This is a genomic window from Komagataeibacter oboediens (genome assembly GCF_003207815.1).
GTDB classification, from domain to species: Bacteria; Pseudomonadota; Alphaproteobacteria; order Acetobacterales; family Acetobacteraceae; genus Komagataeibacter; species Komagataeibacter oboediens.
On sequence record NZ_NKTX01000007.1, the window covers coordinates 13,339 to 38,552 of the forward strand.

Annotated in this window: 25 protein-coding genes, 1 tRNA gene, 1 pseudogene and 1 riboswitch; of the genes and pseudogenes, 11 read left to right on the forward strand and 16 right to left on the reverse strand. The window is 62.0% G+C overall.

What is annotated here, in order from left to right; genetic code table 11:
* Positions 1 to 8: 8 nt before the first annotated feature.
* Both CFR80_RS05675 and CFR80_RS05680 read right to left on the reverse strand, forming a co-directional pair.
* Positions 9 to 728, reverse strand: coding sequence for a response regulator (locus CFR80_RS05675; RefSeq protein WP_010515719.1), 720 nt, complete (start codon positions 726 to 728; stop codon positions 9 to 11).
* An 88-nt stretch (positions 729 to 816) separates the two neighbouring features.
* Entirely contained in the window at positions 817 to 1,839 is a 1,023-nt protein-coding gene (locus CFR80_RS05680; protein WP_010515721.1) for a cysteine synthase A, read from the reverse strand.
* A gap of 149 nt (positions 1,840 to 1,988) precedes the next feature.
* On the opposite strand from CFR80_RS05680, the gene CFR80_RS05685 reads away from it, so the two are divergent.
* Positions 1,989 to 2,399 carry a rhodanese-like domain-containing protein gene (locus CFR80_RS05685; RefSeq protein ID WP_010515722.1) on the forward strand — a complete coding sequence of 137 codons (411 nt, stop codon included), beginning with the start codon at positions 1,989 to 1,991 and terminating at the stop codon, positions 2,397 to 2,399.
* A 54-nt stretch (positions 2,400 to 2,453) separates the two neighbouring features.
* Here the strand turns inward: CFR80_RS05685 and CFR80_RS05690 are convergent, their stop codons facing one another.
* From CFR80_RS05690 to CFR80_RS05700, 3 genes are all read right to left on the reverse strand, one after another.
* Positions 2,454 to 3,347 carry a DUF2272 domain-containing protein gene (locus CFR80_RS05690; protein WP_029329653.1) on the reverse strand — a complete coding sequence of 298 codons (894 nt, stop codon included), beginning with the start codon at positions 3,345 to 3,347 and terminating at the stop codon, positions 2,454 to 2,456.
* 185 nt (positions 3,348 to 3,532) lie between these two features.
* Positions 3,533 to 3,892: a hypothetical protein gene (locus CFR80_RS05695; protein WP_010515724.1), complete on the reverse strand. Its 360-nt coding sequence runs from the start codon at positions 3,890 to 3,892 to the stop codon at positions 3,533 to 3,535.
* Between the two features lie 57 nt (positions 3,893 to 3,949).
* The gene (locus CFR80_RS05700; RefSeq protein ID WP_110507158.1) at positions 3,950 to 5,716 is read right to left on the reverse strand and encodes a Na+/H+ antiporter; all 1,767 of its coding nucleotides are present in this window, start codon (positions 5,714 to 5,716) and stop codon (positions 3,950 to 3,952) included.
* Positions 5,717 to 5,995: 279 nt separating this feature from the next.
* Here CFR80_RS05700 and CFR80_RS05705 point away from each other — a divergent pair, with 279 nt between their 5' ends.
* Positions 5,996 to 6,931 (forward strand): DnaJ C-terminal domain-containing protein, encoded by a 936-nt coding sequence (locus tag CFR80_RS05705; protein ID WP_010515727.1) that lies wholly within the window; start codon positions 5,996 to 5,998, stop codon positions 6,929 to 6,931.
* Entirely contained in the window at positions 6,928 to 7,257 is a 330-nt protein-coding gene (locus tag CFR80_RS05710) for a chaperone modulator CbpM (RefSeq protein WP_010515728.1), read from the forward strand. The genes CFR80_RS05705 and CFR80_RS05710 overlap by 4 nt, the downstream gene beginning before the upstream one ends.
* Before the next feature lie 46 nt (positions 7,258 to 7,303).
* On the opposite strand, the gene CFR80_RS05715 is transcribed toward CFR80_RS05710, so the two are convergent.
* Positions 7,304 to 7,708 (reverse strand): hypothetical protein, encoded by a 405-nt coding sequence (locus tag CFR80_RS05715; RefSeq protein ID WP_010515729.1) that lies wholly within the window; start codon positions 7,706 to 7,708, stop codon positions 7,304 to 7,306.
* A 239-nt stretch (positions 7,709 to 7,947) separates the two neighbouring features.
* On the opposite strand from CFR80_RS05715, the gene budA reads away from it, so the two are divergent.
* The 5 genes and pseudogenes from budA to CFR80_RS05745 all read left to right on the forward strand — a co-directional run bounded on the left by budA (position 7,948) and on the right by CFR80_RS05745 (position 14,703).
* Entirely contained in the window at positions 7,948 to 8,751 is an 804-nt protein-coding gene (budA, locus tag CFR80_RS05720) for an acetolactate decarboxylase (RefSeq protein ID WP_181418169.1), read from the forward strand.
* An 81-nt stretch (positions 8,752 to 8,832) separates the two neighbouring features.
* Positions 8,833 to 10,524, forward strand: coding sequence for an acetolactate synthase AlsS (alsS, locus tag CFR80_RS05725; RefSeq protein ID WP_010515734.1), 1,692 nt, complete (start codon positions 8,833 to 8,835; stop codon positions 10,522 to 10,524).
* 204 nt (positions 10,525 to 10,728) lie between these two features.
* Entirely contained in the window at positions 10,729 to 12,462 is a 1,734-nt protein-coding gene (dld, locus tag CFR80_RS05730; protein WP_010515735.1) for a D-lactate dehydrogenase, read from the forward strand.
* Between the two features lie 138 nt (positions 12,463 to 12,600).
* Positions 12,601 to 13,947 (forward strand): annotated as a pseudogene (locus CFR80_RS05735) (alpha-keto acid decarboxylase family protein); the annotation flags it as partial.
* A gap of 312 nt (positions 13,948 to 14,259) precedes the next feature.
* Positions 14,260 to 14,703 carry an NUDIX hydrolase gene (locus CFR80_RS05745; RefSeq protein WP_010515738.1) on the forward strand — a complete coding sequence of 148 codons (444 nt, stop codon included), beginning with the start codon at positions 14,260 to 14,262 and terminating at the stop codon, positions 14,701 to 14,703.
* 57 nt (positions 14,704 to 14,760) lie between these two features.
* On the opposite strand, the gene CFR80_RS05750 is transcribed toward CFR80_RS05745, so the two are convergent.
* From CFR80_RS05750 to CFR80_RS05760, 3 genes are all read right to left on the reverse strand, one after another.
* The gene (locus tag CFR80_RS05750) at positions 14,761 to 14,946 is read right to left on the reverse strand and encodes a hypothetical protein (protein WP_010515739.1); all 186 of its coding nucleotides are present in this window, start codon (positions 14,944 to 14,946) and stop codon (positions 14,761 to 14,763) included.
* A 279-nt stretch (positions 14,947 to 15,225) separates the two neighbouring features.
* Positions 15,226 to 16,209, reverse strand: coding sequence for a phosphotransferase enzyme family protein (locus CFR80_RS05755; RefSeq protein WP_010515740.1), 984 nt, complete (start codon positions 16,207 to 16,209; stop codon positions 15,226 to 15,228).
* 45 nt (positions 16,210 to 16,254) lie between these two features.
* The gene (locus CFR80_RS05760; protein WP_110507162.1) at positions 16,255 to 17,733 is read right to left on the reverse strand and encodes a carbohydrate porin; all 1,479 of its coding nucleotides are present in this window, start codon (positions 17,731 to 17,733) and stop codon (positions 16,255 to 16,257) included.
* A 260-nt stretch (positions 17,734 to 17,993) separates the two neighbouring features.
* On the opposite strand from CFR80_RS05760, the gene moaB reads away from it, so the two are divergent.
* Together moaB and CFR80_RS05770 are read left to right on the forward strand one after the other, a co-directional pair.
* Positions 17,994 to 18,548: a molybdenum cofactor biosynthesis protein B gene (gene moaB, locus CFR80_RS05765; protein WP_010515174.1), complete on the forward strand. Its 555-nt coding sequence runs from the start codon at positions 17,994 to 17,996 to the stop codon at positions 18,546 to 18,548.
* Positions 18,549 to 18,573: 25 nt separating this feature from the next.
* Positions 18,574 to 19,149, forward strand: a complete 576-nt coding sequence (locus CFR80_RS05770; protein ID WP_010515172.1) for a DJ-1/PfpI family protein — start codon at positions 18,574 to 18,576, stop codon at positions 19,147 to 19,149.
* Between the two features lie 116 nt (positions 19,150 to 19,265).
* Here CFR80_RS05770 and folE read toward each other — a convergent pair whose 3' ends face one another.
* From folE to metZ, 3 genes are all read right to left on the reverse strand, one after another.
* Positions 19,266 to 19,871, reverse strand: coding sequence for a GTP cyclohydrolase I FolE (gene folE, locus CFR80_RS05775; protein ID WP_010515171.1), 606 nt, complete (start codon positions 19,869 to 19,871; stop codon positions 19,266 to 19,268).
* A gap of 57 nt (positions 19,872 to 19,928) precedes the next feature.
* Positions 19,929 to 20,339, reverse strand: coding sequence for a Co2+/Mg2+ efflux protein ApaG (gene apaG, locus CFR80_RS05780; RefSeq protein ID WP_010515170.1), 411 nt, complete (start codon positions 20,337 to 20,339; stop codon positions 19,929 to 19,931).
* 84 nt (positions 20,340 to 20,423) lie between these two features.
* On the reverse strand, positions 20,424 to 21,626 hold the full coding sequence (gene metZ, locus CFR80_RS05785; RefSeq protein ID WP_010515169.1) for an O-succinylhomoserine sulfhydrylase: 1,203 nt from the start codon (positions 21,624 to 21,626) through the stop codon (positions 20,424 to 20,426).
* A 131-nt stretch (positions 21,627 to 21,757) separates the two neighbouring features.
* Positions 21,758 to 21,838: riboswitch (SAM riboswitch) on the reverse strand.
* 115 nt (positions 21,839 to 21,953) lie between these two features.
* On the opposite strand from metZ, the gene CFR80_RS05790 reads away from it, so the two are divergent.
* Positions 21,954 to 22,027: transfer RNA gene (locus CFR80_RS05790), tRNA-Gly, on the forward strand.
* Between the two features lie 82 nt (positions 22,028 to 22,109).
* Here the strand turns inward: CFR80_RS05790 and CFR80_RS05795 are convergent.
* The 4 genes from CFR80_RS05795 to CFR80_RS05810 form a co-directional block, all read right to left on the reverse strand.
* On the reverse strand, positions 22,110 to 22,601 hold the full coding sequence (locus CFR80_RS05795; protein WP_010515167.1) for a hypothetical protein: 492 nt from the start codon (positions 22,599 to 22,601) through the stop codon (positions 22,110 to 22,112).
* 154 nt (positions 22,602 to 22,755) lie between these two features.
* Positions 22,756 to 23,439 carry a PqiC family protein gene (locus CFR80_RS05800; protein ID WP_010515166.1) on the reverse strand — a complete coding sequence of 228 codons (684 nt, stop codon included), beginning with the start codon at positions 23,437 to 23,439 and terminating at the stop codon, positions 22,756 to 22,758.
* Positions 23,436 to 24,401, reverse strand: coding sequence for an MlaD family protein (locus CFR80_RS05805; protein WP_010515165.1), 966 nt, complete (start codon positions 24,399 to 24,401; stop codon positions 23,436 to 23,438). The genes CFR80_RS05800 and CFR80_RS05805 overlap by 4 nt, the downstream gene beginning before the upstream one ends.
* Positions 24,401 to 25,213 (reverse strand): ABC transporter ATP-binding protein, encoded by an 813-nt coding sequence (locus CFR80_RS05810; protein ID WP_010515164.1) that lies wholly within the window; start codon positions 25,211 to 25,213, stop codon positions 24,401 to 24,403. Before CFR80_RS05810 ends, CFR80_RS05805 begins: the two co-directional genes overlap by 1 nt.
* Position 25,214 lies beyond the last annotated feature (1 nt).

Genomic DNA, 25,214 nt, shown 5'->3' on the forward strand with positions numbered 1-25,214 from the left:
GGCGTCGGTCAGTGACGCTCGACTTCTGATGCGAGGACATAGCCACCGCCCCGTACCGTTTTGATCAGCTGCGCGTTGCGTCCGTTATCTTCCAGCTTGCGGCGCAGGCGGCTTATGGCCACGTCGATCGCCCGGTCAAACGGGCCGGCCTGCCGGCCGCGCAGCAGGTCAAACAGCATGTCACGGGTCATGACCCTGTTGGCCCGTTCCAGCAGGGCCAGCAGCAGGTCATATTCCCCGCCGGTCAGCGGGACCTCCACCCCGTCGGGGTTGAGCAGCCGCCGTCGCCCGGTATCAAGCTGCCACCCTGCGAAGCGCAGCGTGTGCAGCACCGGCACACTGCGGGGGTCGGGGGTGTCGCTGGCCCGGCGCAGCACGGCGCGGATGCGGGCCAGCAGTTCACGCGGGTTGAAGGGCTTGGGCACGTAATCATCCGCCCCCAGTTCCAGGCCGATGATCCGGTCCGTATCATCGCCCATGGCGGTCAGCATGACGATGGGCACGTTGGCCTGCGTGCGCAGCCAGCGCGAAATGTCCAGCCCGCTCTCGCCGGGCAGCATGAGATCGAGGATCACAAGCTGGTAATGCCCCTCCGCCCACCGGCGGCGGGCTTCCTGCCCGTCGCGTGCGGTGGTGACGCGCAGTTCATTGCGTTCAAGAAACCGTGCCAGCAGGTCACGGATCTCGCGATCATCATCAATGATCAGGATATGGGGCAGCGGGCTCATGGTACCATCCTACATGACCATCGGGGCAGGAACATCAGATGTTTCAATCCGTTGCAATTGCCGCCCTGTCAGGGTCAGGCGCGCGGCCTCAGGCCAGCCAGCCAGGAACCGGCAGGTTCTTGGCGCGCAGGAATTCGGGGTTGAACAGCTTGGATTGGTACCGCGCGCCACCATCGCACAGGATGGTGGCAATGCGGTGTCCCGGCCCCATGGCGCGCGCGACCCGGATGGCGGCGGCGATGTTGATGCCGGCCGACCCGCCAACCGATAGCCCTTCATGGATCAGCAGGTCATAGATCTGCTCCAGCGCCTCAGGGTCGGGAATGCGTACGGCGTCGTCGAAGTGCAGGCCTTCCAGGTTGCCTGTCACCCGCGACTGGCCAATGCCTTCGGTTACCGATGATCCGCTGATCGACAGGTCGCCCGTCTTGACCCAGCCGTAAAGGCCCGACCCCTCCGGGTCGGCCAGGACGACACGCGGGCGGGCGACGCCAGCCTGTTTCGCGCAGTCCTCAAGCCCCAGCGTGACACCGGCCAGCGTGCCGCCCGTCCCGCACGAGCAGGTGAAGGCGTCGATCCTGCCCCCCATCTGGTCCCAGATTTCGGGGGCGGTGGTGTGGCGGTGGCCTTCGCGGTTGGCGGTGTTGTCGAACTGGTTGGCCCAGACGCCGCCGGTTTCCTCTGCCAGGCGGCGCGAAACATGGACGTAGTTGCCAGGATCACGGAACGGCTTGGCGGGGACCAGGCGCAGGTCGGCGCCGATCATGCTCAGGAACTCGATTTTCTCGCGGCTCTGGGTCTCGGGCATCACGATGACCGAGCGGTAGCCGCGCGCATTGGCCACCAGCGTCAGCCCGATGCCGGTATTGCCCGCCGTCCCTTCGACAATCGTGCCGCCGGGCTTGAGCGTGCCGCGGCGTTCGGCGTCGTTGATGATGGCAAGGGCCGCGCGGTCCTTGACCGAGCCACCGGGGTTCATGAATTCCGCCTTGCCGTAGATATCGCATCCCGTTGCCTCCGATGCCCGTCGCAGGCGGATCAGGGGCGTATGGCCGATGGCGGCCGGCATGTCCGGTGAGAGGGAGGGGGCGGGATTTGCACTTTCGGCCATAAGGCAGCACCTTCACTGGTCTGGATCATATCATGCGGCACGGCGGCCGGACATGGCGGCCATGCCGGGCGTGTTGCATTCCTTACTATCAGGAATGCGTGCGGCTTGGCATATCCCTAAACAGGTTTTCCCGATGAAAGGAAACAGCAATGATCGATGATATTTCCCCCACCGCTGCATGGGAGGCCGTGCGCAGCCGCCCCAACGCCTGGCTGGTTGACGTGCGTACCCCCATGGAATGGGAGCATATCGGCGTGCCCGACCTGTCGGGCGCGGGCAGGACACTGGTGCGTGACAGCTGGCAGCTGCCGCCTGCGGGGCAGGTCAACCCGGATTTCGTCACCACGCTGGAAAAGGCAGGGATCGGCAAAACGGATGAGGTCTATTTTATCTGCCGTTCCGGTGCGCGCAGCATGGCCGCAGCCCACGCGGCGTATGATGCGGGATACCACAACGTGCATAACGTGGCCGACGGGTTCGAGGGGCCGGAAGACGCAACCGGTCGCCGTGGCTGCGTTGCGGGCTGGCAGGCATCCGAACTGCCGTGGTCGCGTGGCTGATCACCCGGCAGGTAATGTCCGGCCCGGCGGAGATGATCCTGCCGGGCGGGGTGATTACTGGTCCGCCTGTGGTTCGCTATCGGCGTCGTAGCGGACCTGCAGCACGACACACCAGGGATAGCGGGGGTCAAGGCTTTGGCCCCGGTGGTCGAACAGCCGCCCGTCCTGTCCCACCGGGACATGGGTCAGGGCAACCGCGTCATCTATGTTGCCGCCGATGATGCTGATTTCATGGCCGAAGGGCGCATCATCGTGGGGACCAGCCACCACGATGCCGCAATGGGCGGGAAAGCCCTGTGGTGTGGGCAGGTCACGGAAGCGCACCGACTTGCTGGCCCCGCGCCCCACGCAGATCAGGTCCCCCGGTTTCGGTGCGTAACGGGCGGGGCTGCGGGCCTTCACGCCCTTTTCCTGTCCCGTTGCCGCGGCGTTGATGTAGGTGGCGTGGTTGGGGGAATAGGCAAAGCGGTCATTCGCCCCCGCCACCCGCATGACATACGAAATGAACGCCGCAGACCAGGCAAAGCGGCCATCATGCACGAAATCTGTTATGTGGCCGTCCGCGTCATGCTTGCCGTCCCATGCGATCTCGGTTTCCTGCGGGTCCTGGCCAATCCACCAGTATTCGCCCACGCGCTGCCACAGGCCGGGCGTGCGTTCGGGCTTGACCACGGGCGTGGTCGGCTCGGGGCGCAGCAGGGGATCGTCATCACTGACCGGTTCCCCGAACAGCCGCCATTCGCGCAGGGCGATGGCCACCACGTCCTGCCGGGCAAAGGGTTCGTAATTGCGGGTGGCGAAATCAGGCACATGGGTGTTGACCGCCAGCGGTCCGGCCCCGGTAGCGTATTGCGCAACCGGCGTGGTCGCCCGCCGGGTATGGTTGTCAGGACCATGGGCACAGGCGGCAAGGCAGGCCAGGGAAACGAAAAGGGCGATCTTGCGCAAAATCGGCACTCCATTGCAGGCGGCGTGCCCAATCCATACGGGGTGCACCGGTCCGGTGGAAGGGGGCAGCCCGTACATGGGGTGAAAATGCGCCATTCATTCCGACGAAAAAACATGGCAGGCGTTTTCAGGCAGACGGCATGTCCCGAAGTGCCTTGCCTGCGCGTGGATACGCCCGGGGCGGGTTAATTGCCGATCCGGTCACCAGTATTGTTGGCGGACTGTGTGCGCCACATGCCTTCGGCCACCATGCATTCCGAGAAAAAGCGGATATGGGTACTGCCCACCGTGGTGGTTGCGCTGCCTGAATTGTTGCTGGATAGCGCGCCCATCGAGGCTTTTGTCTCACATTTCTGTTCAGCGGCGACATAGCGGGGATCGTGTTCATCCATCGCGGGCATGTAGCCCCTGACATGACCATAGGGAGAATCCGCATGGACGCGGTGCTGGGGCACGCTGAAATGATGCGAGCGAGCCAGGGCACACGGCGCAAGGACAGCGGTCAGGCACGCGCCCGCGGACAGGGCGCGTAGGAGGGGCGGCATGGGCAGTTTCTCCAGTTTGCAGCTCTGTTGCGGGTATAGGGGCACCGCCCGGCCGTGTCAGTGGCTGACGGCGCTGGCCATGCGTGCATCGGTGGGCTGGGTTGTGGTTTCGTGGTTGTCCGCAGGCAGGCTGTCGGGACGGGGGAGGGAGCGCGCCTCGATCTGGAGTTCCTGTTCAATGAAGTCCAGTTCCTGGTTTATGGTCCATTCGGTTTCGTCATTGATGTGTTTCTGGACCACGCGCATGTGCAGGCGTTCGCGCATGTGCCGGATGATCCGGAAGCGCAGCGCCAGTTCGGCGCGTTTTTCCCGGATGGCGGTGGCGCGTATGCTGGCCTCCGCCGCGCGGGAATTGTCCAGCCTGTGCACCGTATCCTGATATTCATGCAGCAGGCGGCCAATGGCTTCCTGCTTCAGGTCCACCGATTCTTCATGGCCGGGCAGCCCGTCGATTTCGTGCTGTGCCAGCGCCGCCTGTTCGGCATGCAGGGTTTCGATGGCAGTCTGCGCCAGTTCGATGCGCATCATGTCCAGTTCATGCAGGGTGGGGTCTTCTTCATCGGTGCGCATGCCATGCAGCAGCGGCGGGATGGCCATGCTGGCCAGCAGCAGTGAACAGATGATTACCCCCGCCGCCAGCGTCACCAGCAGGTCACGGCCCGGAAATCCCGGTCCCGCCACCGACGCCACCGGCAGCGAGAGCACGGCCGCCAGCGTAATGGCCCCGCGTGTGCCCGCCACCGTCATCAGCATTACGGTGCGGGCGGAGGGGATGACCGTCTTGCGGTGGCGGAAATGGGCGAACAGCCGACGTGCGGAAATGGAAATCCAGATCCATGCGAAGCGGATCAGGCTCATCATCAGCTGGATGCCCACAATGGCCAGGATCAGGAACCATGGCGATACGCCACCCGCGCGCGCGATGGCGGCCCCCCCGCTGACAAGATCGGGCAACTGAAGGCCCAGCAGCAGGAAAATCACGGCGTTGAACGTGAAGTTCACCATGTCCCACACCGTGGTGGCTTTCAGCCGCGTCTCGGTCCGGGCTTCGTTCATCACGCCGGTGAACTTGACGGTCATGCCCCCGGCCACGGCGGCCAGGATGCCCGAACACTGCAGCGCGTCGGCAATCAGGTAAATGCCGAACGGCAGCATCATGGCCAGCGTGATATGGGTGGGCGGATCGTCATAGCCGCGTATCAGCAGCACGTGTTCCGCCCGGCACGCGGCCCATGCGCAGGCAATCCCGATCAGGATGCCGCCCGTGGACATGAAGATGAAGCTGCCCAGCGCCTGCTGGAAGGAAAACAGTCCCGTCATGGCCGCCGCCACCGCGAATTTGAAGCACACCAGCCCCGATGCGTCGTTCAGCAGCGCCTCCCCATGCAGGATATGCACCACGCGCGCGGGTGCCCGCCCGCCTTCGATCATGCTGCCGACCGAAACAGCATCGGTGGGGGACATGACGGCGGCCAGCGCAAAGGCCGCGGGCAGCATGATGGGCGGGATCAGCCAGTGGATGAAGTATCCGCATGCCAGCGTGGTAAAGACCACCAGCCCCAGCGCCATCATGATGATGATGTTCCGCAGTTCCCCGAATTCGCGCATCGGCATGCGATAGGCATCGGCGTACAGCAGCGGTGGGATGAACAGCAGCAGGAACATGTCGGGATCAAAACCGATATTCAGCCCCGCCAGGGCGGCAATCGCCCCTACCCCGATCTGGATCAGGGGCAGCGGCACGGGAATCCGTCCCACGCGTGAGATCAGGCTGCTGAGTCCGGTAACGGTCAGTAATGCAAGGGTGATGAAAACGGCATGCATCTGCGGGGGTCTTTTTTATATTTCTATTGTCATCGGCAAATACTTCATTTTCCATTTAATTAAAAATACAAAAAATGTTATTTCGAAGTTCCTGTTTTGTTATTTTCTTCTGCCTGCCATGCAGGAAATAAAGATTTCCCTCCGCTTTCATTGACCCTGTGCGCCCCAATTCCCATTATCGAGGTAAGAGTGACCGCAAGGTCGTATTCATGATGTTCGGGACGATAACGGGCGTGGCACAGGCCGGGCTGGCATGTTCCGACGGAGGATGATTTTTAAGTGAGCAAGGATCCATACGAAGTACTCGGCATAGCCCGCACGGCAAGCCAGGATGACATTCGCAAGGCCTATCGCAAGCTGGCCAAGAAGTACCATCCTGACCTCAATCCCGGTGACAAGGTGGCGGAAGAGAACTTCAAGGCCGTGGGCGCAGCCAATGCCCTGTTGTCGGATGAGGAACAGCGCGCCCGCTTCGACCGTGGCGAAATTGACGCCACGGGACAGGAAAAGGGCTTCGGCTTTGGCGGCGGACGCTATCGTGATCATGCCGAGGGGGCGCAGGGCTTCAATTATGGCGGCGGCCAGTTTTCGGAAGATGACCTGGGCGATATTTTCGGCACCATGTTCGGTCAGGGCGGGGGCGCGGGGTTTGGTGGTGGCTTCCGCCGCCGCCCGCAGGGACCGCAGAAAGGGGCCGATCGCCAGTATGCCCTGACCGTCAGCTTCCTTGATTCCGTCAATGGCGGTACGTCGCGCATTACCCTGCCCGGTGGCACGCAGCTGGATGTGAAGATCCCCGCCGGTATTACCGACGGTCAGGTGATGCGCCTGCGCGGCAAGGGCGATCCGGGCGTGCAGGGCGGTCCCGCCGGTGACGCGCTGATTACCATCACCGTCGCCCCCGACAGCACCTACACGCGCGATGGCAATGACATCCGCATGTCGCTGCCGGTGGATCTGAAGACGGCGGTGCTGGGGGGCAGCATCACCATTCCCACGCCTGCGGGATCGGTGAAGATGAATGTGCCCCCCCATTCCGACAGTGGCAGCGTGCTGCGGCTGCGCGGGCGTGGGGTCAAGGTACATGGCAAGCAGGAAGCCGGCAACCTGTATGTCAAGCTGGTCGTAACCATTGGCAAGGTCGATCCCGCGCTTGAGGCTTTCCTGAAGGGCACGACGGATCAGGCCGGGGAGCAGGGGAAGGATAAGGCATGATCACGCTCGAAACCCTGTGCGTGCGCATCGGCAACGTGCCGGCGGACGAGGTGCAGGGCTGGATCGACAGCGACTGGCTGCGCCCCGAAGGGGTGCGCGGGCATTACCTGTTCCGCGAGATTGACGAGGCCCGCGCCCGCCTGATTCTTGAACTGCGCGATGACATGGGCATCAACGATGAAGGGATGCCCGTCGTGCTGTCCCTGCTGGACCAGCTTTATGCCGCCCGACGGCAGATGCTGCGCCTGCGTGAGGCCATAAGCGTCCCGCGCGACGACGAACTGCGCAGCCGGGTGCGCGCCCTGCTGGCCAGTATGCACGACTGACTGCCATGCCCCCCATGCCTGGACCGGCATGGGGGTATTTTTTTACTTAATCCGCGCGGCTGAGTGGCAGGTCCAGCTTCTGCCCCGGCTTCGCGCCCTGCATCTGCAGGTCGGCGGCGTTGGGGGATGTCAGGCGGAAGACCGCGCGCGGGTTGTCATCAACCGACCGTAACGAGGTGTCGTCCTGCACCTTCATCTCGATGGTGCGTCCGGTCAGGCCGGTAATCTTGCCCAGCGAGTCCGGCAGCCGGAGGTACAGCCGCGCCGCCGGGCCAAGTGCCTTGTTGGCGCTGATGGTGACGGGCTTGAGGCCCAGCGCCGTCCAGTCCCCGGTATATGCGCCGGGGCCATAGGGGGGCTTGGGGTCCGTGCCGTCGGCGCGGGCGATGGTGCTGCTGCCGACAACGCCACCAAGGGCCAGCGCGGCAAGCGCCATGTGGAATGGTTTCATCAATCCAGTCTTCCTGATCGTGTTTCGGTCGCCACAATGGCAGGTGCGCGCGCCCCTAAGCAAGCGCGGGGGCTGCACGTCAGGCCCCACGAAGGGGAACGGATACGGCCTGTTCCATATTTTTTATATATGGAAAACGCCTTGAATATATATTGGACGTACGAACCCGGCTGGCTCACCATCCCACTGCAATCACACATGACCGGGAAGCGCGGCGCCCATGCTTGCGCTGCCACCCGATGCAGGAGACTGAGGTCTTGAAGCTGAAATGCTACTCGGCAGGCGATGTCGATACCCGCTCCAGCGCCGCGGATGCGACTGGCGTGCGTCCGCGCATGAACCGCCTGTACCAGACGTCCACCATGGCAGCGCTGCTTGATGCGGTGTACGATGGGGAAACCACGCTTGATGAACTGCTGATGCACGGCAATTTCGGGCTGGGCACGTTCAACGCGCTGGATGGCGAAATGATCGTCAATGACAGCGTGATCCACCAGTTTCGCGCCGATGGTCAGGCGGGCCGCGTGCCCGGTGATCTCAAGACCCCGTTCGCATGTGTCACCTTCTTCAACCCGGAGAAGGAATACATGATCGATACCGCGCGCGACAAGGACGGGTTCGAGGCGATTGTCGACCAGCTGGTCAACAACCCCAACCTGTTCGCCGCCGTGCGCTTTACCGGCATGTTCGAACGTGTCGAGACCCGCACCGTGTTCTGTCAGTGCCGCCCCTATCCGCCCATGCTTGATGTGGTCGCGCGTCAGCCGACCATGCAGCTGGGGGCATCTACCGGCACCATGCTCGGTTTCCGCACGCCGGGTTACATGCAGGGTGTGAACGTGGCGGGCTACCACCTGCACTTCCTGACGGAAGACGGGCGTCGTGGCGGCCATGTGACCGATTACGCGGTGCTGAAGGGCAAGCTGGAAGTGGGCGTGATTTCCGATGTGGAAATCCAGCTGCCCCGCACGGAACAGTTCGCCCGCGCCAACCTGTCCCCCGAAAACATTCACGAAGCCATTCGCGTGGCTGAAGGCGGCTGAGGGGGCTTCTCCCCTCCCGTTTACTTGGATTGACCGCCCGCGCCCTGGCTGCGGCGCCTCCCCGTTCAGGAATCTGGAACAATGACTGACAAAAGCAAACCTGCCGCGCCTGAGTGCGGGGCGGACATGATCGTGCGCAACCTCGTCGCACATGGCACGACCCACGTATTCGGTATTCCGGGTGCGAAGGTGGACCGCCTGTTCGATGCACTGGTGGACAGCCCCATCGAAACGGTTGTGACCCGTCATGAACAGAACGCCGCCTTCATCGCCGGTGGCATCGGCCGCCTGACGGGCAAGGCCGGCGTGGCGATTGCCACCTCCGGTCCCGGTGCGTCCAACTTCGTGACCGGCCTTGCGACCGCCAATTCCGAAGGCGACCCGGTGCTGGCCATTGGTGGCGCGGTCAAGCTGGCTGACCGGCTGAAGCTTACGCACCAGAGCATGGACACCGTTGCCCTGTTCCAGCCGATCACGAAATACAGCGCGGAAATCACCTCTCCCGCCGCCGTGTCGGAATGCATTTCCAATGCGCTGCGCTTTGCCGAAAGCGGGCGTCCGGGCGCGGCCTTCGTCAGCACGCCCATGGATATCCTGTCCATGCCAGCTGAAGGCAAGGTGCTGTCCGGCCGCAAGGTGCCCACCACAGGCGCCGCCCCGGCTGAAGCCGTGAACGAGGCCCTGACCCTGGTGCGCAAGGCGAAGCGTCCCGTCATCCTGCTGGGCCTGCTGGCCAGCCGTCCGGATGTGGCCGACGCGGTGCGCGCGCTGGTCGCGACGACGGGCGTGCCGGTCATTGGCACCTACCAGGCCGCAGGCGCGGTATCGGAAGAGCTGTCCGATCGTTTTGGCGGTCGCGTTGGCCTGTTCCGCAACCAGCCGGGCGACCAGCTGCTGCATGAAGCGGACCTGGTCATTTCGATTGGTTACAACCCGATCGAATATGACCCGTGGCTGTGGAATGTCGATAACGGCCGCAAGATCGTCCATGTCGATGTCGTGGCCGCTGAACTGGACACCCATTACGATCCGGCGGTGGAACTGGTGGGTGACATTGCGGCATCCGTGCGTGCCCTTGCCGCACAGGCGGGCAAGCTGCCGCGTGCGCCGCAGCTGGAAGACATCCTGTCGCAGTATCACGCGACCCGTCTGGCCGCGCTGTCGGGTGCGCGCAGCACCAGCAATGCCGCGGTGCATCCGCTGCAGATCGTGCGTGAACTGGAGCCGTTCGTGACCCCCGATGTCACGATGTGCCTTGATATGGGCACCTTCCACATCTGGCTCGCGCGTTACCTGCTGTCCTTCCGTGCACGCCAGATGCTGATCAGCAACGGCCAGCAGACCATGGGTGTCGGCCTGCCGTGGGGTATTGCCGCAAGCCTGGTCAACCCGGCGCAGAAGGTGATCTCCATTTCCGGTGACGGCGGCTTCATGATGTCGTGCATGGAACTGGAAACGGCGGTGCGGCTGAAGTGCAACCTGATCCACATGGTCTGGGTTGATCAGGCCTACAACATGGTCGAGATGCAGGAAAAGAAGAAGTACGGCCGAGGATCTGGCGTGGAATTCGGACCGATCGACTTTGCCATGTTTGCCCGTTCGTGCGGTGCGCACGGCATTGCGGTACAGTCCGCCGACGGGATTGCCGGTGCAATGCGCGAAGCCATGGACATCGAAGGCCCGGTCGTGATTTCGGTGCCGGTTGACTATTCCCAGAATCACCTGCTGATGAAGCCGCTGGCGACGCTGGGCGAGACGTCGGCCGCTGCGTAAAACCGGCCGCATGCGTGGGTAAAACGGCCCGCCACGCCCTGACCGGCGGGCGGGTCGTTCTGTTTGGACATGTGACATCGGCATTTTATGCGCACGTCGTCCGATGCGGCACATGCCAGACTATGAAACGCCATTTTGGAAATGCGGCATGGGCCGACCACAGGTCGCCAGCAGGCTCCGGAATGGGATTGAGGAACAAATAAAATGCTGAAAGCGGCACAGGACATGTCATCTACTGCGGGCGCACAACTGGTTACGGAACTTCAGCAGATCGTAGGCCACCACCATGTGCTGACCGAGGACGGGGCGACGCTGCCTTACCGTCGCGGGTTCCGTTTTGGTGAGGGACGTGCGCTTGCGGTGGTCATGCCCGGTTCGCTGGTGGAACAGTGGCGCGTGCTGCAGGCCTGCGTGAAAGCGGGCGTGATCGTGATCATGCAGGCGGCCAATACCGGCCTGACCGGCGGGTCCACGCCCGATGGCAATACCTATGACCGCGATGTGGTGATCGTGCACAGCATGCGCATGCGCACGATCCACCTGATCGGGGAAGGCAGGCAGGTCGTCTGCCTGCCTGGCGCCACGCTGGACCAGCTGGAAAACATGCTCAGGCCCATCGGGCGCGAACCCCATTCGGTCATCGGGTCGTCATGCATTGGCGCGTCGGTATTCGGCGGTGTCAGCAACAATTCCGGTGGTGCGCTGGTACGCCGTGGGCCGGCCTATACCGACATGGCGCTGTTTGCGCAGGTATCGGACAAGGGCGAACTGCAACTGGTCAACCACCTGGGCATCGAACTGGGCAGCGACCCGGAGGAGATCCTGAAGCGTGCGGAGGAAGGCAACTTCCCTGAAGCCAGCATCAACTGGAACGCAGGCCGCGGGCATGATGATGACTACGCCCGCCATGTGCGTGACGTGAACGCTGACACGCCCGCACGTTATAATGCCGACCTGCGCCGCCTGCATGAAGGGGCGGGCTGTGCGGGCAAACTGGGCCTGTTCGCCGTCCGCCTTGATACGTTCGAGGCCGAAAAGGATCCTGTCGTCTTCTATATCGGCACCAACCAGACCGATGTGCTGGAAGACGTGCGCCGTCATATCCTGTCGTCCTTTGCCGAACTGCCGATTGCTGGCGAATACCTGCATCGGGATGCGTTCAACATTGCCGAAAAATACGGCAAGGACACGTTTGTCATCATCCGCATGATCGGTACGAAACGCCTGCCGGCCATGTTCGCGATGAAAAACGCGTTCGATCGCCTGGCTGACAGGATTGGCTTCCTGCCCAAGCATTTCAGTGACCGGTTCATGCAGTTCATGAGCCATTTCTTCCCGCAGCACCTGCCTGCGCGCATGCGTGACTACCGTGACCGGTTCGAGCACCACCTGATGCTCAAGGTCAGCGCATCCGGCGCGCAGGAAGCACGGGATTTCCTGAAAAGCCATTTCGCGACGCATGAGGGCGAGTTCTTCGAATGCACCCCCGATGAGGGCGCGAAGGCATTCCTGCACCGCTTCGCCGCCGCCGGGGCCGCCGTGCGGTACCGCAATGTCCATACGGATACGACCGAAAACATCGTGGCGCTGGACGTGGCCCTGCGTCGGAATGATCAGGACTGGTTCGAGGTACTGCCCAAGGACATTGATGACGAGATCATCGTCAAGCTGTACTATGGGCATTTCCTGTGCCACGTGATGCATCAGGATTACGTGGTCCGCAAAGGGTATGACTGCATGGCGCTGGAACACCGCATGCTGCCGCTGCTGGACCGGCGCGGGGCGCGGTACCCGGCGGAACATAATTTCGGGCACCTGTATGCTGCGCCCGATGACGTGCTGGCCCATTACCGCCAGCTTGATCCGTGCAACTGTTTCAATCCGGGCATTGGCCAGGCCACCAAGCGCCGGAACTGGGTTGCCGAAAGTGTAGGTTGAGCGCCCGCCGCGCCCGGCGGCGCCCCTGCTGTCCTTTCGGCATGATGGCCCGGTTGCGGGCCATCCATGTGGCTCCCCCCGCATGGGGCAAGGGCGCGGTATCCCGCGCCCCCACACAAGGGAAGGAAAGTCGAAATAATGACGTATACAGTTGGCCATTACCTTGGCGAACGCCTGGCGCAGATCGGGCTGAAGGATCATTTCGCGGTCGCGGGCGACTACAATCTTGTACTGCTTGACCAGCTTCTTGAAATTGACGGCCTGCGGCAGGTCTACTGCTGTAATGAACTGAACTGTGGTTTCAGTGCCGAAGGCTATGCCCGCGCTAATGGCGCCGGGGCTGCCGTCGTCACCTTCAGCGTGGGTGCACTGTCCGCGCTGAACGCCATTGGCGGCGCATATGCCGAAAACCTGCCGGTCATCCTGATTTCAGGTGCGCCCAACTCCAACGATCATGGCAGCGGACATATCCTGCACCATACCATTGGTACGCCGGATTATTCCTATCAGCTTGAGATCGCCAAACGCCTGACCTGTGCGGCGGTGTCGATCACCTCGGCCGAGGATGCGCCGGTACTGATCGACCATGCCATCCGCACCGCGCTGCGTGAAAAGAAGCCGGCCTATATCGAAATCGCGTGTAACGTGGCCCCGATGCCATGCCCGCGTCCCGGCCCGGTTGGCGCGATTCTGGCCGATGCACCGTCCGACCCGGAAACGCTGAAGCTGGCGGTTGACGAACTGGCCAGCTTCATTGCCGCGCGCAAGAAGCCGATCATGCTGGTGGGCAGCCGCCTGCGTGCCGCAGGATGCGAGGATGCCGCCATTCGGCTGGCTGATGCGCTGGGCTGCGCCGTGACCACCATGGCTGCCGCCAAGAGCTTCTTCCCCGAGGATCATCCCGCCTATGCCGGGACCTACTGGGGCGATGTCAGCAGCCCCGGCGCACAGCAGATCTTTGACTGGGCGGATGGCGTGCTGTGCCTGACCCCGGTATTCAACGATTATTCCACCGTTGGCTGGACCGCGTGGCCCAAGGGCGACAATGTGGCGCTGATGGATGCGCGGCATATCGCAGCCGGTGGCAAGGCATTTGATGGCGTGCACCTGCGTGACGTGATCGAGGGCCTGATCGACAGGCTGAAGGGCCAGCCGAAGAAGGATGCGACGCTGGTTGAATACCGTCGCATCAAAACTCCCGAGGCCCCGGTCGCCGCGGCAGAACCCAATGCCCCGCTGGTGCGTGCCGAAATGGCCCGTCAGATTCAGGGCCTGCTGACATCCGATACATCAGTCATCGCCGAGACCGGGGATTCCTGGTTCAACGCCATACAGATGAAGCTGCCGCACGGCGCGCGCGTGGAACTGGAAATGCAGTGGGGCCATATCGGCTGGTCCGTTCCCGCCACCTTCGGTTATGCTGTGGCGGCACCGGAACGCCGGATCATCGCCATGATCGGCGATGGCTCCTTCCAGCTGACTGCACCAGCGACCTGATTTCGTGGGGGCGCCGCGTTGCGACCGCCAACGCCCGGCCGCCGGCTGCGCGCTGATCTCAAATATCAGGACAATTCACAGGATTGGGGGTGCCTTCGGGCGCCCCCTTGTCGTATGGGACGTATTTTCCACGGGCTGTTTCCATGGTCCGCAGATCATCGGGACGTTTTTGGCGAAGCTTTTTTCAGGAAGCTTCGGAAAACCTCGTCTTTTTGAACAAAGGCGACACCCGGAAAATTTTATTATTTTTTATCAACGGATTGTTTCCAGACAGGGTCTTAAACGGGAAGAGGTCGGATAATGACGGCAATAACCAGCCCACGCGTGGGATGTGGCGCGGCGATCATGGACAGGGACGGTCGTATCCTGCTGCTGCGGCGCCTGAAGCAGCCAGATGCTGGATGCTGGGGGCTGCCGGGTGGCAAAGTAGACCCATACGAGACCACCGCCCATGCAGCCGAGCGTGAAATAAAGGAGGAACTGGGCATCACCATACAGGCCCGTGACCTGCTGTGCCTTGTGGAGCAGATGGATGCCAGAGCCGGGTATCACTGGCTTTCGCCCGTGTACCTGATCACGTCATGGCAGGGTGTACCGACCTTGATGGAACCGGACAAGCATGAGGGACCATGCTGGTATGCCCTCGACGCCCTGCCTGCGGAACTGACCGAACCGACCCGTCATGCATTGGCTGCCCTGCGGACGCGCCCTGAACGGTCGCAGGAAAATAATGTCAAAGTTTGATTTTTATCGTGGCCCGGATGATGGACCTGCGGTCAACTGACCCCACGGTGCAGGTGATCAGGCGTTTTCGGTCGGGGTATTGAGTGTGCGGGCATAATCACGCAGCGCACGACGGTGTCGGGAATAGATCATCCGTGTGGTCTGGGACCGGGTCGGGATTTCCTCGGGCGTTACGGACAGGCCAACGGCGACGACGGGGGAAGCTGCCGGGGACGAGGCGATCGTGTCAACTGCAGGGGTCATTGCTGTTTTTCCGTTATGTGCCAAGGACGGGACGGGCTCCGGTGAGTCGGGTTGTTAACCGAACGACACATTACCTAACGTTCATACATGTCAGGAATGAGGCATAAAAGACATACTGCGCTGAAAATTCGATTCCTCAGGTCACATTTATTTGATCTCATGCAACCCTCGCGTGGTGCGGTTTTCGCCTCGAAAACTTTCTGAAAAGTAATGTGGGCGGTTTCATCACGAAGATGAATTAAAAAAATATCTAATTATGCCGTTCCGAAACGGTAGCGATCAGCCGATATGGCGCAATAACCGGCCCTGCATCCATGCCTGACATAAGCCCAGCGTGCGATCGGACCAGTCGGGACCAAGGCTGTGCACCTGCTGCGTGTCATGGTGCGTACCGGTCCATGCCAGAAGCTGGATGCGGCGCTGGATAACAAGGGCGGGCAGGATGTCGAGGTCGGCCTGCGTGAGGGTTCCGGACGTGGCATAGCCCCGCAGCCAGTGGTCAACCCAGCGGGGCACATGCGGGTGGTCTTCATGGAAGCTCAGGGCTGCTGCAAGATCCTGCATGAACCAGCTCAGGCCGCAGTCATCAAAATCGATCACGCGCGTATGCGTGCCGCTGACCAGCAGGTTGGCCAGCCGCAGGTCGGCATGGATCAGCCCGAATCGATGGGGGGGCGTGCCGTAGTCCGCCAGTTGCGCATCAACCTGCCGCAGGCAGTGCGCGATCAGGTCGCGTCCGGCCCCGGTCATGCCGGGCACACTGTCCCATTGCCCCCACAGGGCATGGGGGCCGGTCATGGTGGCGGGCACCCACGCCTTGCGGACAAACCCGTCCGGGCGCGTCCAGTGGCGGCTGTGGTCATGCAGACGGGCGGTAATGCGGCCCAGCCGGGCAAAGGCCGCGGGATCGATGTCCGGGGTGGGTTCGTTGCCGTCCATCCATGCAAACATGACGGCATGGCGGGTCATGCCATTATCGCCCGGCAGCGTGCGCAGGCACTGGCCGTCATGACCGGGAACGGGCAGGGGTACCGCCACCCCCGACGCATGCAGGGCATCAAGCCATGCCAGTTCGCTACGGATCTCGGGCGCTGTATGATAGCCGGGCCGGTGCAGGCGCAGTGCGTAGCGCTCGCCCCCCGCCGTATCGACGCGGAAAATAACGTTTTCTGAAATGGACACCAGCGTTGGCCGGGCGTCCCGCAGGGGATAGCCAGACAACGCAGCATGGGCCTGTTGGTAAAGGAAAGCGGGATCGGTCATGATCCGCTTCCCATACCGTGTGGACGCCCGTTGATGAAGGGGATGTTACAGGATGCAGTTGAACTGCAGGCCCATCACCGCCGCATCGTGGTAAGTGGTGGTGCCGCCGGGGCGGTTGATATACTGGAAATCGGGCTGGAAGCTCATGCCGCGCGCTGTGTGGATGTTGTAGAAGACTTCATATACATCTTCATGCGTCTGGATGCCCCACGCCTTTCCCCACTGGTTGGACAGGAACGGCGTGCCCGCCAGGACCGAGGATTCCTGCTGCAGGACGGATGCGCGGCTCATTTCGAAATAATGGAACATCGCCCCCACGGTATCGAGCGGACGCCCCCATGCCGCACCCGTTTCTACCATGCCGGCCCACGCATGGTATTTCATCGCCGACACCTTGCCCGATGTGTACATGAAACCCGCCAGCGCGATCAGGCCGTTGGTCGGGCCCGCGCCATTGCGGATGAACATCTGGTCGGCCTGGAACCACGCGGTGCTGACACCGGACTGCTTGCGGAACGGCTGTCCCGTCAGAACGGCGGAGTTGCCGTTGATGTCCTGGTACAGGTCGCTGTACTGCGAATTGTCATAGCCATAACCCGCCTTGTAGTGACCGGCGAGGTGATGGCGGCCGAATTCCGGCAGCCAGCCGAATTCCACCGGGGTCGAGAACTTGCCCAGGCCGCTCTGTGCCCATGACCATCCCGAAATGCCGCCGTTGTAGGAATGCGGCGATACGGCAAACATACTGGCCATGATATAGGTATTGACCGTGGGCATGACGCGCATGACCACGCCAAGGTTGCCCGACGGCCAGTCACGGCCACCCGGCACGTATTTGCCCGGCGCGGGGTTACCGCAGATCGACACGTTCATGAAGTCACAGAACAGCGGGGATGCGGCAAAGAAGCTGCCAACGGGAATCCAGCCCGCGCTGATATCCAGCCGGTTATGGAATAGTGACTGTTCGGCATACATGTAGACCAGATGGGCGACCACGTTACCACGCGCGCCATAGATCTGCTGCACGCCGGCAAGGGAATCGTGGATGTAATCCGTACTGTCGTTACGGCCATGGCCGTTCACGATCATGGTATGTGTCCAGAAATTCTTCGGTGCGCCCGCCAGCTTGTGCCAGTCGATATCGACTTCCACACCGACCTGCCCGGCATCGGTCACGCCCTGCTTGGCGCCCCCGCGGAAATTGCCCGCCAGTTCCTCATGCACGTCGGCTTCAATATGGACGCCATGCTTCAGCAGGAAGGGCTGAAGCCCGGCCCAGTCCCCGAAAAAATGCTGGTTTCCGTAGGGTGCGCTGAAAAATGACCCGGGATCGTTCACGGGAACATTACGTCGTGAATTGACGTTCAGACTGGGCTGCGCACCAATGACGCCCTGACCTTCTCCGGGAATGGCCTGTGCCGATGCGGTTTCACTCAGGGTGAAAAGCGCAAGAAGAAGCAGGGATAGCGGTATAAAAAATCGGGAGAATGTTCTGATCATTCGCGCATCGATAACATATTTCATGCCGAATATAAACCTTGGGAAGGGAATTACGTAAAAACTAATATTTTGTAAAATAACGGTAAAGGGATTTTTTTTGTTATATCAATAGATTCATATAGAGTGTTGTTATTCCTTGGTGTGTTTTTTTGTGCAATGCACAAATACATCAGAATTTTGTGTTTATTCTCACATATTACTCATTTTGCCTGCCGTGGGGACACCTGCATGTGCCGCCGCAATGCCCGTTGACGCCGCGACGCGGGAGTGGTGAACATGGCCACATGTCGCGTCTTGATATGAAAAGAACCTTCCTGCCTGTCCGCATCGCCGTGCTGACGGTGTCCGATACCCGCACGCCGGAAACGGACAGATCCGGCGACATACTGGCCGCCCGCATTGCCGGGGCGGGCCATGTGGTGGCGGCCCGTGCCATCGTGCCCGATGACGTGGACCGTCTGGCAGCGACACTGGCGGGCTGGATTGCGGATGCGCAGGTGGATGTCATTATTTCAACAGGCGGCACCGGGGTAACGGGCCGCGATGTCACGCCGGAAGCTTTCGATAAAGTGATCGAAAAACGGATCGAAGGCTTTGGCGAACTGTTCCGTATGCTGTCGTACCAGAAAATCGGAACATCCACGATCCAGTCCCGTGCACTGGCCGGGGTGGCGAACGGTACCTACCTGTTCGCGTTGCCCGGATCATCCGGCGCGGTGAAGGACGGGTGGGACGACATACTGGTCTGGCAGCTCGACAGCCGCCATGTGCCCTGCAATTTTGTCGAACTCATGCCCCGGCTGCGTGAACACCTGTCCCCGGATGACCATCACGACTGACCGGATAACGGGAAGGATGCGGATAATGAGTGCACCAAGGCTTCTGCTGCTGGCTGGTGACTATGTCGAGGATTACGAGGTCATGGTGCCATATCAGGCGCTGACCATGCTGGGCTATCGCGTCGATGCGGTCTGTCCGGGCCGTAAGAAAGGCGAGCATGTCCTGACGGCCATCCATGATTTTGAAGGTGCGCAGACCTACAGTGAAAAGCCGGGTCACCGATTTGCGCTGAACGCGACATTTGACGACATCGGTCACGCGGATTACGCGGGCCTTGTCCTGCCCGGTGGGCGCGCGCCGGAATACCTGCGTCTGGATGCACGGGTCATCGAACTGGTCCGTGCCTTTGCTGACCGGCCCATCGCCGCGATCTGTCATGCGGGCCAGCTTCTGGCGGCCGCACGCATCATTTCGGGGCGGAGGGTTTCAGCCTATCCCGCCTGCCGCCCGGAGGTCGAACTGGCCGGTGGCATATATGCCGATATTGCGCTGGATGCAGCGGTGACGGATGGCAGGCTGGTCACGGCACCGGCATGGCCCGCCCACCCCGCATGGCTGGCGCAGTTCATCGCCGTGCTGGGGGCAAAAGTCAGCCTGTAGCGCTGCGCGATCAGTAAAGAAGTTTTTGGTGAAGCTTTTTGCAAAAAGCTTCCGGGTACCGCCTTTTTTAAAAAAGGTGGCACACGGAAACGTCTGTTCGCTTATTAAATATACCCTCAGATACCGCTGCTGTTCATGGCCGGGCGGTTGAGGATCGACAGGAATTCGCGTCGCGTGTCCGAATTGGTGCGGAAGGTGCCCAGCATGCGGCTGGTTACCATTGATACGCCGGGACGGTGCACGCCGCGCGTGGTCATGCACTGGTGTGATGCCTCGATCACCACGGCCACGCCATAGGGCTGCAGTTCCTCATTGATGGTATTGGCAATCTGGGCCGTCAGGCGTTCCTGGATCTGGAAACGCCGGGCATAGGCATCCACCACGCGGGCCAGCTTGGAAATGCCCACCACCCGCTTGCGCGGCAGGTAGGCCACGTGGGCCACGCCAATGATGGGCACCATGTGGTGTTCGCAATGGCTTTCCACGCGGATATCGCGCAGCAGCACCATCTCGTCATAATCATCGACTTCGGAAAAGGTGCGGCGCAGCAGGTCGACCGGGTCTTCGGCATAACCGCAGAAGAATTCGTCATATGACTTGATGACGCGCTGGGGCGTGTCACGCAGCCCCTCACGGTCGGGATCTTCGCCCGCCCAGCGCAGCAGGGTACGGACGGCCTCCTCTGCTTCCTGACGAGTGGGATGGGAATCGATGGGGGTCATTTCTGTTGGTTCTTGTTGTATGGGCCCGTCCGGCACGGACAGGCCACAGGGGGACAGTTAATGAAGGATGGCCGGATGGTGCGGGCTGTCCAGGCTGAATACGGGAATGCTGACATCAAAGTGCTGCCGGCTGGCGGGGCGGATCATATGGTACATCCCCCCCATGAAGCCGGTTGGCGTTTCAAGGGCGGCGCCGGACATGTATTCGAAACTGGCGGCGGCGTCGATCAGGGGCTGTTCCCCCACCACGCCGTCGCCTTCCACGCGGTCGATCCGTCCCTGCCCATCCACGATGCGCCAGCTCCGGCGCAGCAGCTGTATCTGCTCTGTCCCGTGGTTTTCGATACGGATCCGGTATGCCCACACGTAACGGTGTTCGTCCGGCTCTGACTGGTCATCCAGCCAGAAGGTCTGGACCACCACGCGTACATTGTCGGTCGTCTCCTCGAAACAGGGGGTATTGTCCATTGTCTCGCCCAGCGGGGACTCCGCTCCTTCCCCACCGGGGGGAGGGAAAGGCCTGTTCTTGCTCATGGAGGGGATGCTCCTTGTTTACCGGTTGCCCAGCGCCGCAATGCCGCGCTTGAGGTCGTCAATCAGGTCGTCGGCATCTTCCAGCCCGACGGAAAAGCGGATCGCCCCGTCGGTAATGCCAAGGCGGGCACGTTCTTCGGGCGCCAGCTTCATATGGGTGGTGGTGGCCGGATGCGTGACAAGCGAGCGTGCATCGCCAAGGTTGTTGGAAATCGAGATCAGGCGCAGCGCGTTCATGAAGGCGAATGCCCCGTCCTTGCCGCCCTCGACTTCAAACGCCACCAGCGTGGACCCGGCGGACATCTGCTTTTTCGCCAGTTCATACTGCGGGTGGTCCTTGCGGCCGGGATAGAACACACGCACGATGCCGGGCGCATCCGCAAGGAAATCCGCCACCTTCGCGGCATTGCGCGTCATGGCGTCCACGCGCAGGCCCAGCGTCTCGATGCTTTTCAGCATGACCCACGCATTGAAGGGCGACAGGCTGTTGCCGGTGTTACGGGTAAACGGGCGCAGGACTTCGCCAATCCATTTGGCGTTGCCCAGCACTGCCCCACCCAGCACGCGGCCCTGTCCGTCGATATGCTTGGTGCACGAATACACCACCACGTCGGCCCCCAGTTCCAGCGGCTTCTGGTACAGCGGGGTGGCGAAGACATTATCCACCACAACCGTCGCCCCGGCCTTGTGCGCGAGATCGCAGATCATGCGGATGTCCAGCACATCCAGCATCGGGTTGGACGGGCTTTCCAGCAGCACGGCGCGGGTCGGCTTCGACAGGGCCTCTTTCCACGCCGCCATGTCGCCGCCATCAACAAAGATGGTTTCCACACCATAACGCGGCAGCAGTTCGGCCACGATCCAGTGGCACGACCCGAACAGTGCGCGTGACGCCACGACCCGGTCACCCGCGCGCACCTGCGCCAGCAGCGCGGAGGATACGGCCCCCATGCCCGTTGCCGTCAGGACGCAGGCTTCCGCCCCCTCCAGGTCACACAGGCGGCGTTCGAGGTTTGACGTGGTCGGGTTGCCAAAGCGCGAATACTGGTAGTGCGAGATATCGCCCGTAAAGGTGCCCTCGGCCTGTTCCGCGCTGTCATAGACAAAGCCGGAGGTCAGGAACATCGCCTCACTGGTCTCACCATATGGCGTGCGCTCAAGGCCCGCATTGATCAGGCGCGTGGCAGGGCGGAAGGACTTGGGATCAGGCTGGTCAGTCATGGCTGGTGGCTATTCCTGTGAACGGGGATGGGCGTGAATACGGGCAGAGATGCCGGCGCCGGGGCAGTTCCGGCAGCCCATTCCCCCAAAAAGGCGGTTCACGACCGTGGAAACCATGATGCCCGCGCCCTGTCGGGCGGGATCAGGCCTCTTTAGCGCGTATGTTTTACCTCGCCGCAAGCCGGCCGTATCAAATCACGAGGGCCCGGTGGAAACCGTCCCCGGACATCACTGCTTATTGCGGATCAGGGCAGGGTGCGTCAACTATCGCCCGTCATGTGGGGGTGATTGCATCCGCACGGCTTGTGCAGTATAGAGGGCCACAACGCGGGTGTAGTTCAATGGTAGAACGGCAGCTTCCCAAGCTGCATACGAGGGTTCGATTCCCTTCACCCGCTCCATCTTTCCCATGAAATCATATATCCGGCGGGCCTGACCTGCGGTCGTTACATCATGCAATGGCGCCTGCCTGCCGGCCTGTTGTCACGGGGCGGGTTCTGGGGCTGCCTGGGTGTCGGTATAGGTCGTGCCGTTCCAGATCCAGCGATCCGTATCATCAACCAGCAGGTCGTGCATGTTGCCATGTACCTGCGGGGTAATGGTGATCGGTCCGCTGACGGAATCCAGCACCAGGGTCCATTTGTGCCCGTCGGGCAGGTACACGGACGTGGAACATCCTGCCGAGCCACACAGGCTGGCGGACTGGAGCTGAACAAACAGCGCCATGCGACGCGGGTTGTCCGACAGCAGGCCCGATCCGGTCAGCAGGACAGGCTGTTCACGCTGGTTTGCGGCATCATGCAGATCCTGCGCCACCAGCCTGCGCGCCTGCCGGTCCAGTTCCGTGCCGGGATGCTGCGCCAGGATGACCGGCCCGCCTTCCGCCCGTGCCATGCCGACACCGGACAGCAGCAGGGCGGCAGGCAGGCAGATCAGACATGCGGCTCGGCGAAGGGAAGGAAAAAGAGGGGGCATGACGACACTCCGGCAGGTTGGACAGGATTGCGCACCCAATGCCCCTTCTGCCGAAAGGTTCCCCCATTCATGGCGGCAGGTTGGCGCAGGCGGCCCGTTTCCCCCAGCCTAACCGGGGCGGGACAGGACTGGCCACCCCTGTCGTGTCGGATGTTCAGCCCTTGGTGTGACGGTGGAAGGTCATGGCGGTCTGCGGTGTCGCGCCGGTCGTGCTGGGCCAGCTTGCCTCGATCCGGTCGCTCAGTTCGTTCAGCAGGCTTTCCGTTACCTTGGCGATGTTGGCGTTGCTGGCCGTATTGCCATCCATGACGATGGTGGTGCGGTTACGCAGGATGGATACGCGCGTGTCCTGCGGGATGATGGCCCAGTCCGCGTTCAGCGCGGATTTGCCGTCACGGCTGACATCAAGACGGCTGATATTCAGCTGTAGCCGCCATGTCGGGCGGTCAGGCTGGCTCTGGTCGGTTACGAACAGGTTCGGCCATTTCTGCGCCAGCCGCGCCGTGATCAGGTCGGTAGCCCCTACCGACAGGCGGCTGGCCCAGCGGCCCAGCCCGCTGCGTTCGATTTCATGGCCGTTGCGGACCATGATGTCCTGGCTGTCCAGATAGTCGGGCATGCGCGCGCGCTCGACCTCGATCACAGGCGTGCTGTCCGTGATGGGAATGGTGGAACTGCTTTCCGCGCCCACGGCCACGGCGGGCGCGCCAAGGGTATAGAAGCGGACCGGGGCCGAGGAACAGGCCGACAGCACAACCGCCGACAGCAGCAATCCGCCACCTGCCCGCAGGGCCGGATACAAACGGGAAAGAGAGACAGCGGGCTGGCGCGTTTTCATTTATTGCGTCCCATCAGCAGAAGTTGCGGATTACTTTCGACTTCATTGGCGAATCCGCGCAGCCCGTAGCCTGCTTCCATGATATCACGCATCGTATCGTCCAGATTGAGCCTGTCACGTGATTGCGGATCGGTCAGCGTACGCAGGCTGGCAAGTGTCTCATGCGCCTGTGTCATGGTCTGATGCGTATTGGCGATCAGCGTCAGCAGTTCCGCCCGCCGCGCGGCAAACTGCTGGCTGTTGGTGGAGATCAGCCGGTCCAGCTTGTTGATGGTGATGCTGGCGCGGTTCTCCACATCCGTAATGGTGGCGCGGATGTGGGTGACCGCCGCGTCGCTATGCGCCGATGTCTCGCGAATACTGGTGATCATGCCTGGCAGGTCGCGGTTCATGTCGGCCGCCAGCTTGCGGATGCTGGCCATTGCGGTCTGCAGGTCATGATGAAGCTGCTGGACGGAAGTGGACACCAGCGTGGTTTCCAGCTGCTGCAGCGCCGTCTGCCCCATCGGGATTTCCGTCAGCGTCGTGTCCACCAGTCCCGGGTGCAGCCGCGCCGGGGTTTTGGGGTCGAGGTCGAGGTCAAGCTCGGTCTGCCCGGTGACAAGGCTGTGCAGCGTCATTTCCGCCCGCAGGCCATTGGCAATCAGTTCGGGCAGCGGCGGCAGGTCGCTGCGTCCTGGCGCATGGTTGGGATCGAACAGGATATAGACCGGCATGTAGGTGTGATGGTCTGCCGGATCGACCTTGACCGTAATACGTTCGACAGCCCCCACCGGCACGCCCCGGAAATTGACGGGGGAGCCGATGTCCAGCCCGTTGGTCGGGCTTTCAAAAATGACCATTGCCTCACTGGTGCGGCCGGGCAGGGGGAGCGACCCCTTCACGCCCAGTATGATGAGCGCAACGGCCGCAACCCCCAGCACGGCTGATCCGATCAGCGTTTGCCTGCCGGGCATCGGCATTACCCGTTTCCAGCGGAGCCGGAACTGTCCAGCTGTTCACGGTGCATGAAGGCATGGACCATCGGGTCTGTGCAGTGATCGCGCAGCCATGTGGGGGAGCCGTGGGCAATGGCCGTTTTCTGCTCGGCATCAAGGAAGATGCCGTCATCGGCGATGTGGAACAGGCTGGACAGTTCATGGCTGACGATGATGATCGTCGCCCCCAGCCCGTCGCGCAGGTTCAGGATCAGTTCATCCAGCCGGGCGGACGTGATCGGGTCCAGCCCGGCGGAGGGTTCATCGAAAAACAGGATATCGGGGTCCAGTGACATGGCGCGGGCCAGGCCCGCGCGCTTGCGCATGCCGCCACTCAGTTCGGACGGATACTGGTCTATGGCATGCAGCATGCCCACCAGCCCAAGCTTGAGTTCCACAAGCTGGCGGATCACGTCTGGTTCCAGCTTGGTGAACATCTGCATGGGCAGGGCGACGTTCTCGCCCACGGTCATGGAACTCCACAGCGCGCCGCTCTGGAACAGGACGCCGAAACGCCGGCCGATCCGCACGCGGCTGGCATCATCGCCAGCCCAGTAATTGTCCTTTTCCACCAGATAGGTACCGTGCGTGGGACGCAGGAGGCCGATCATGCTTTTCAGCAGGGTGCTCTTGCCACAGCCCGACCCACCCATGACGGCAAAGATGCTGCCCCGCTTCACGCGGAAGGACACGTCGTGCTGGATCACCTTGCTGCCGAACGCCAGCGTCACGTCATCGACCGAAATCATCACCGGACGGTCATCGGTGGAGGGCATCTGGGTATTGGTATCATTCATG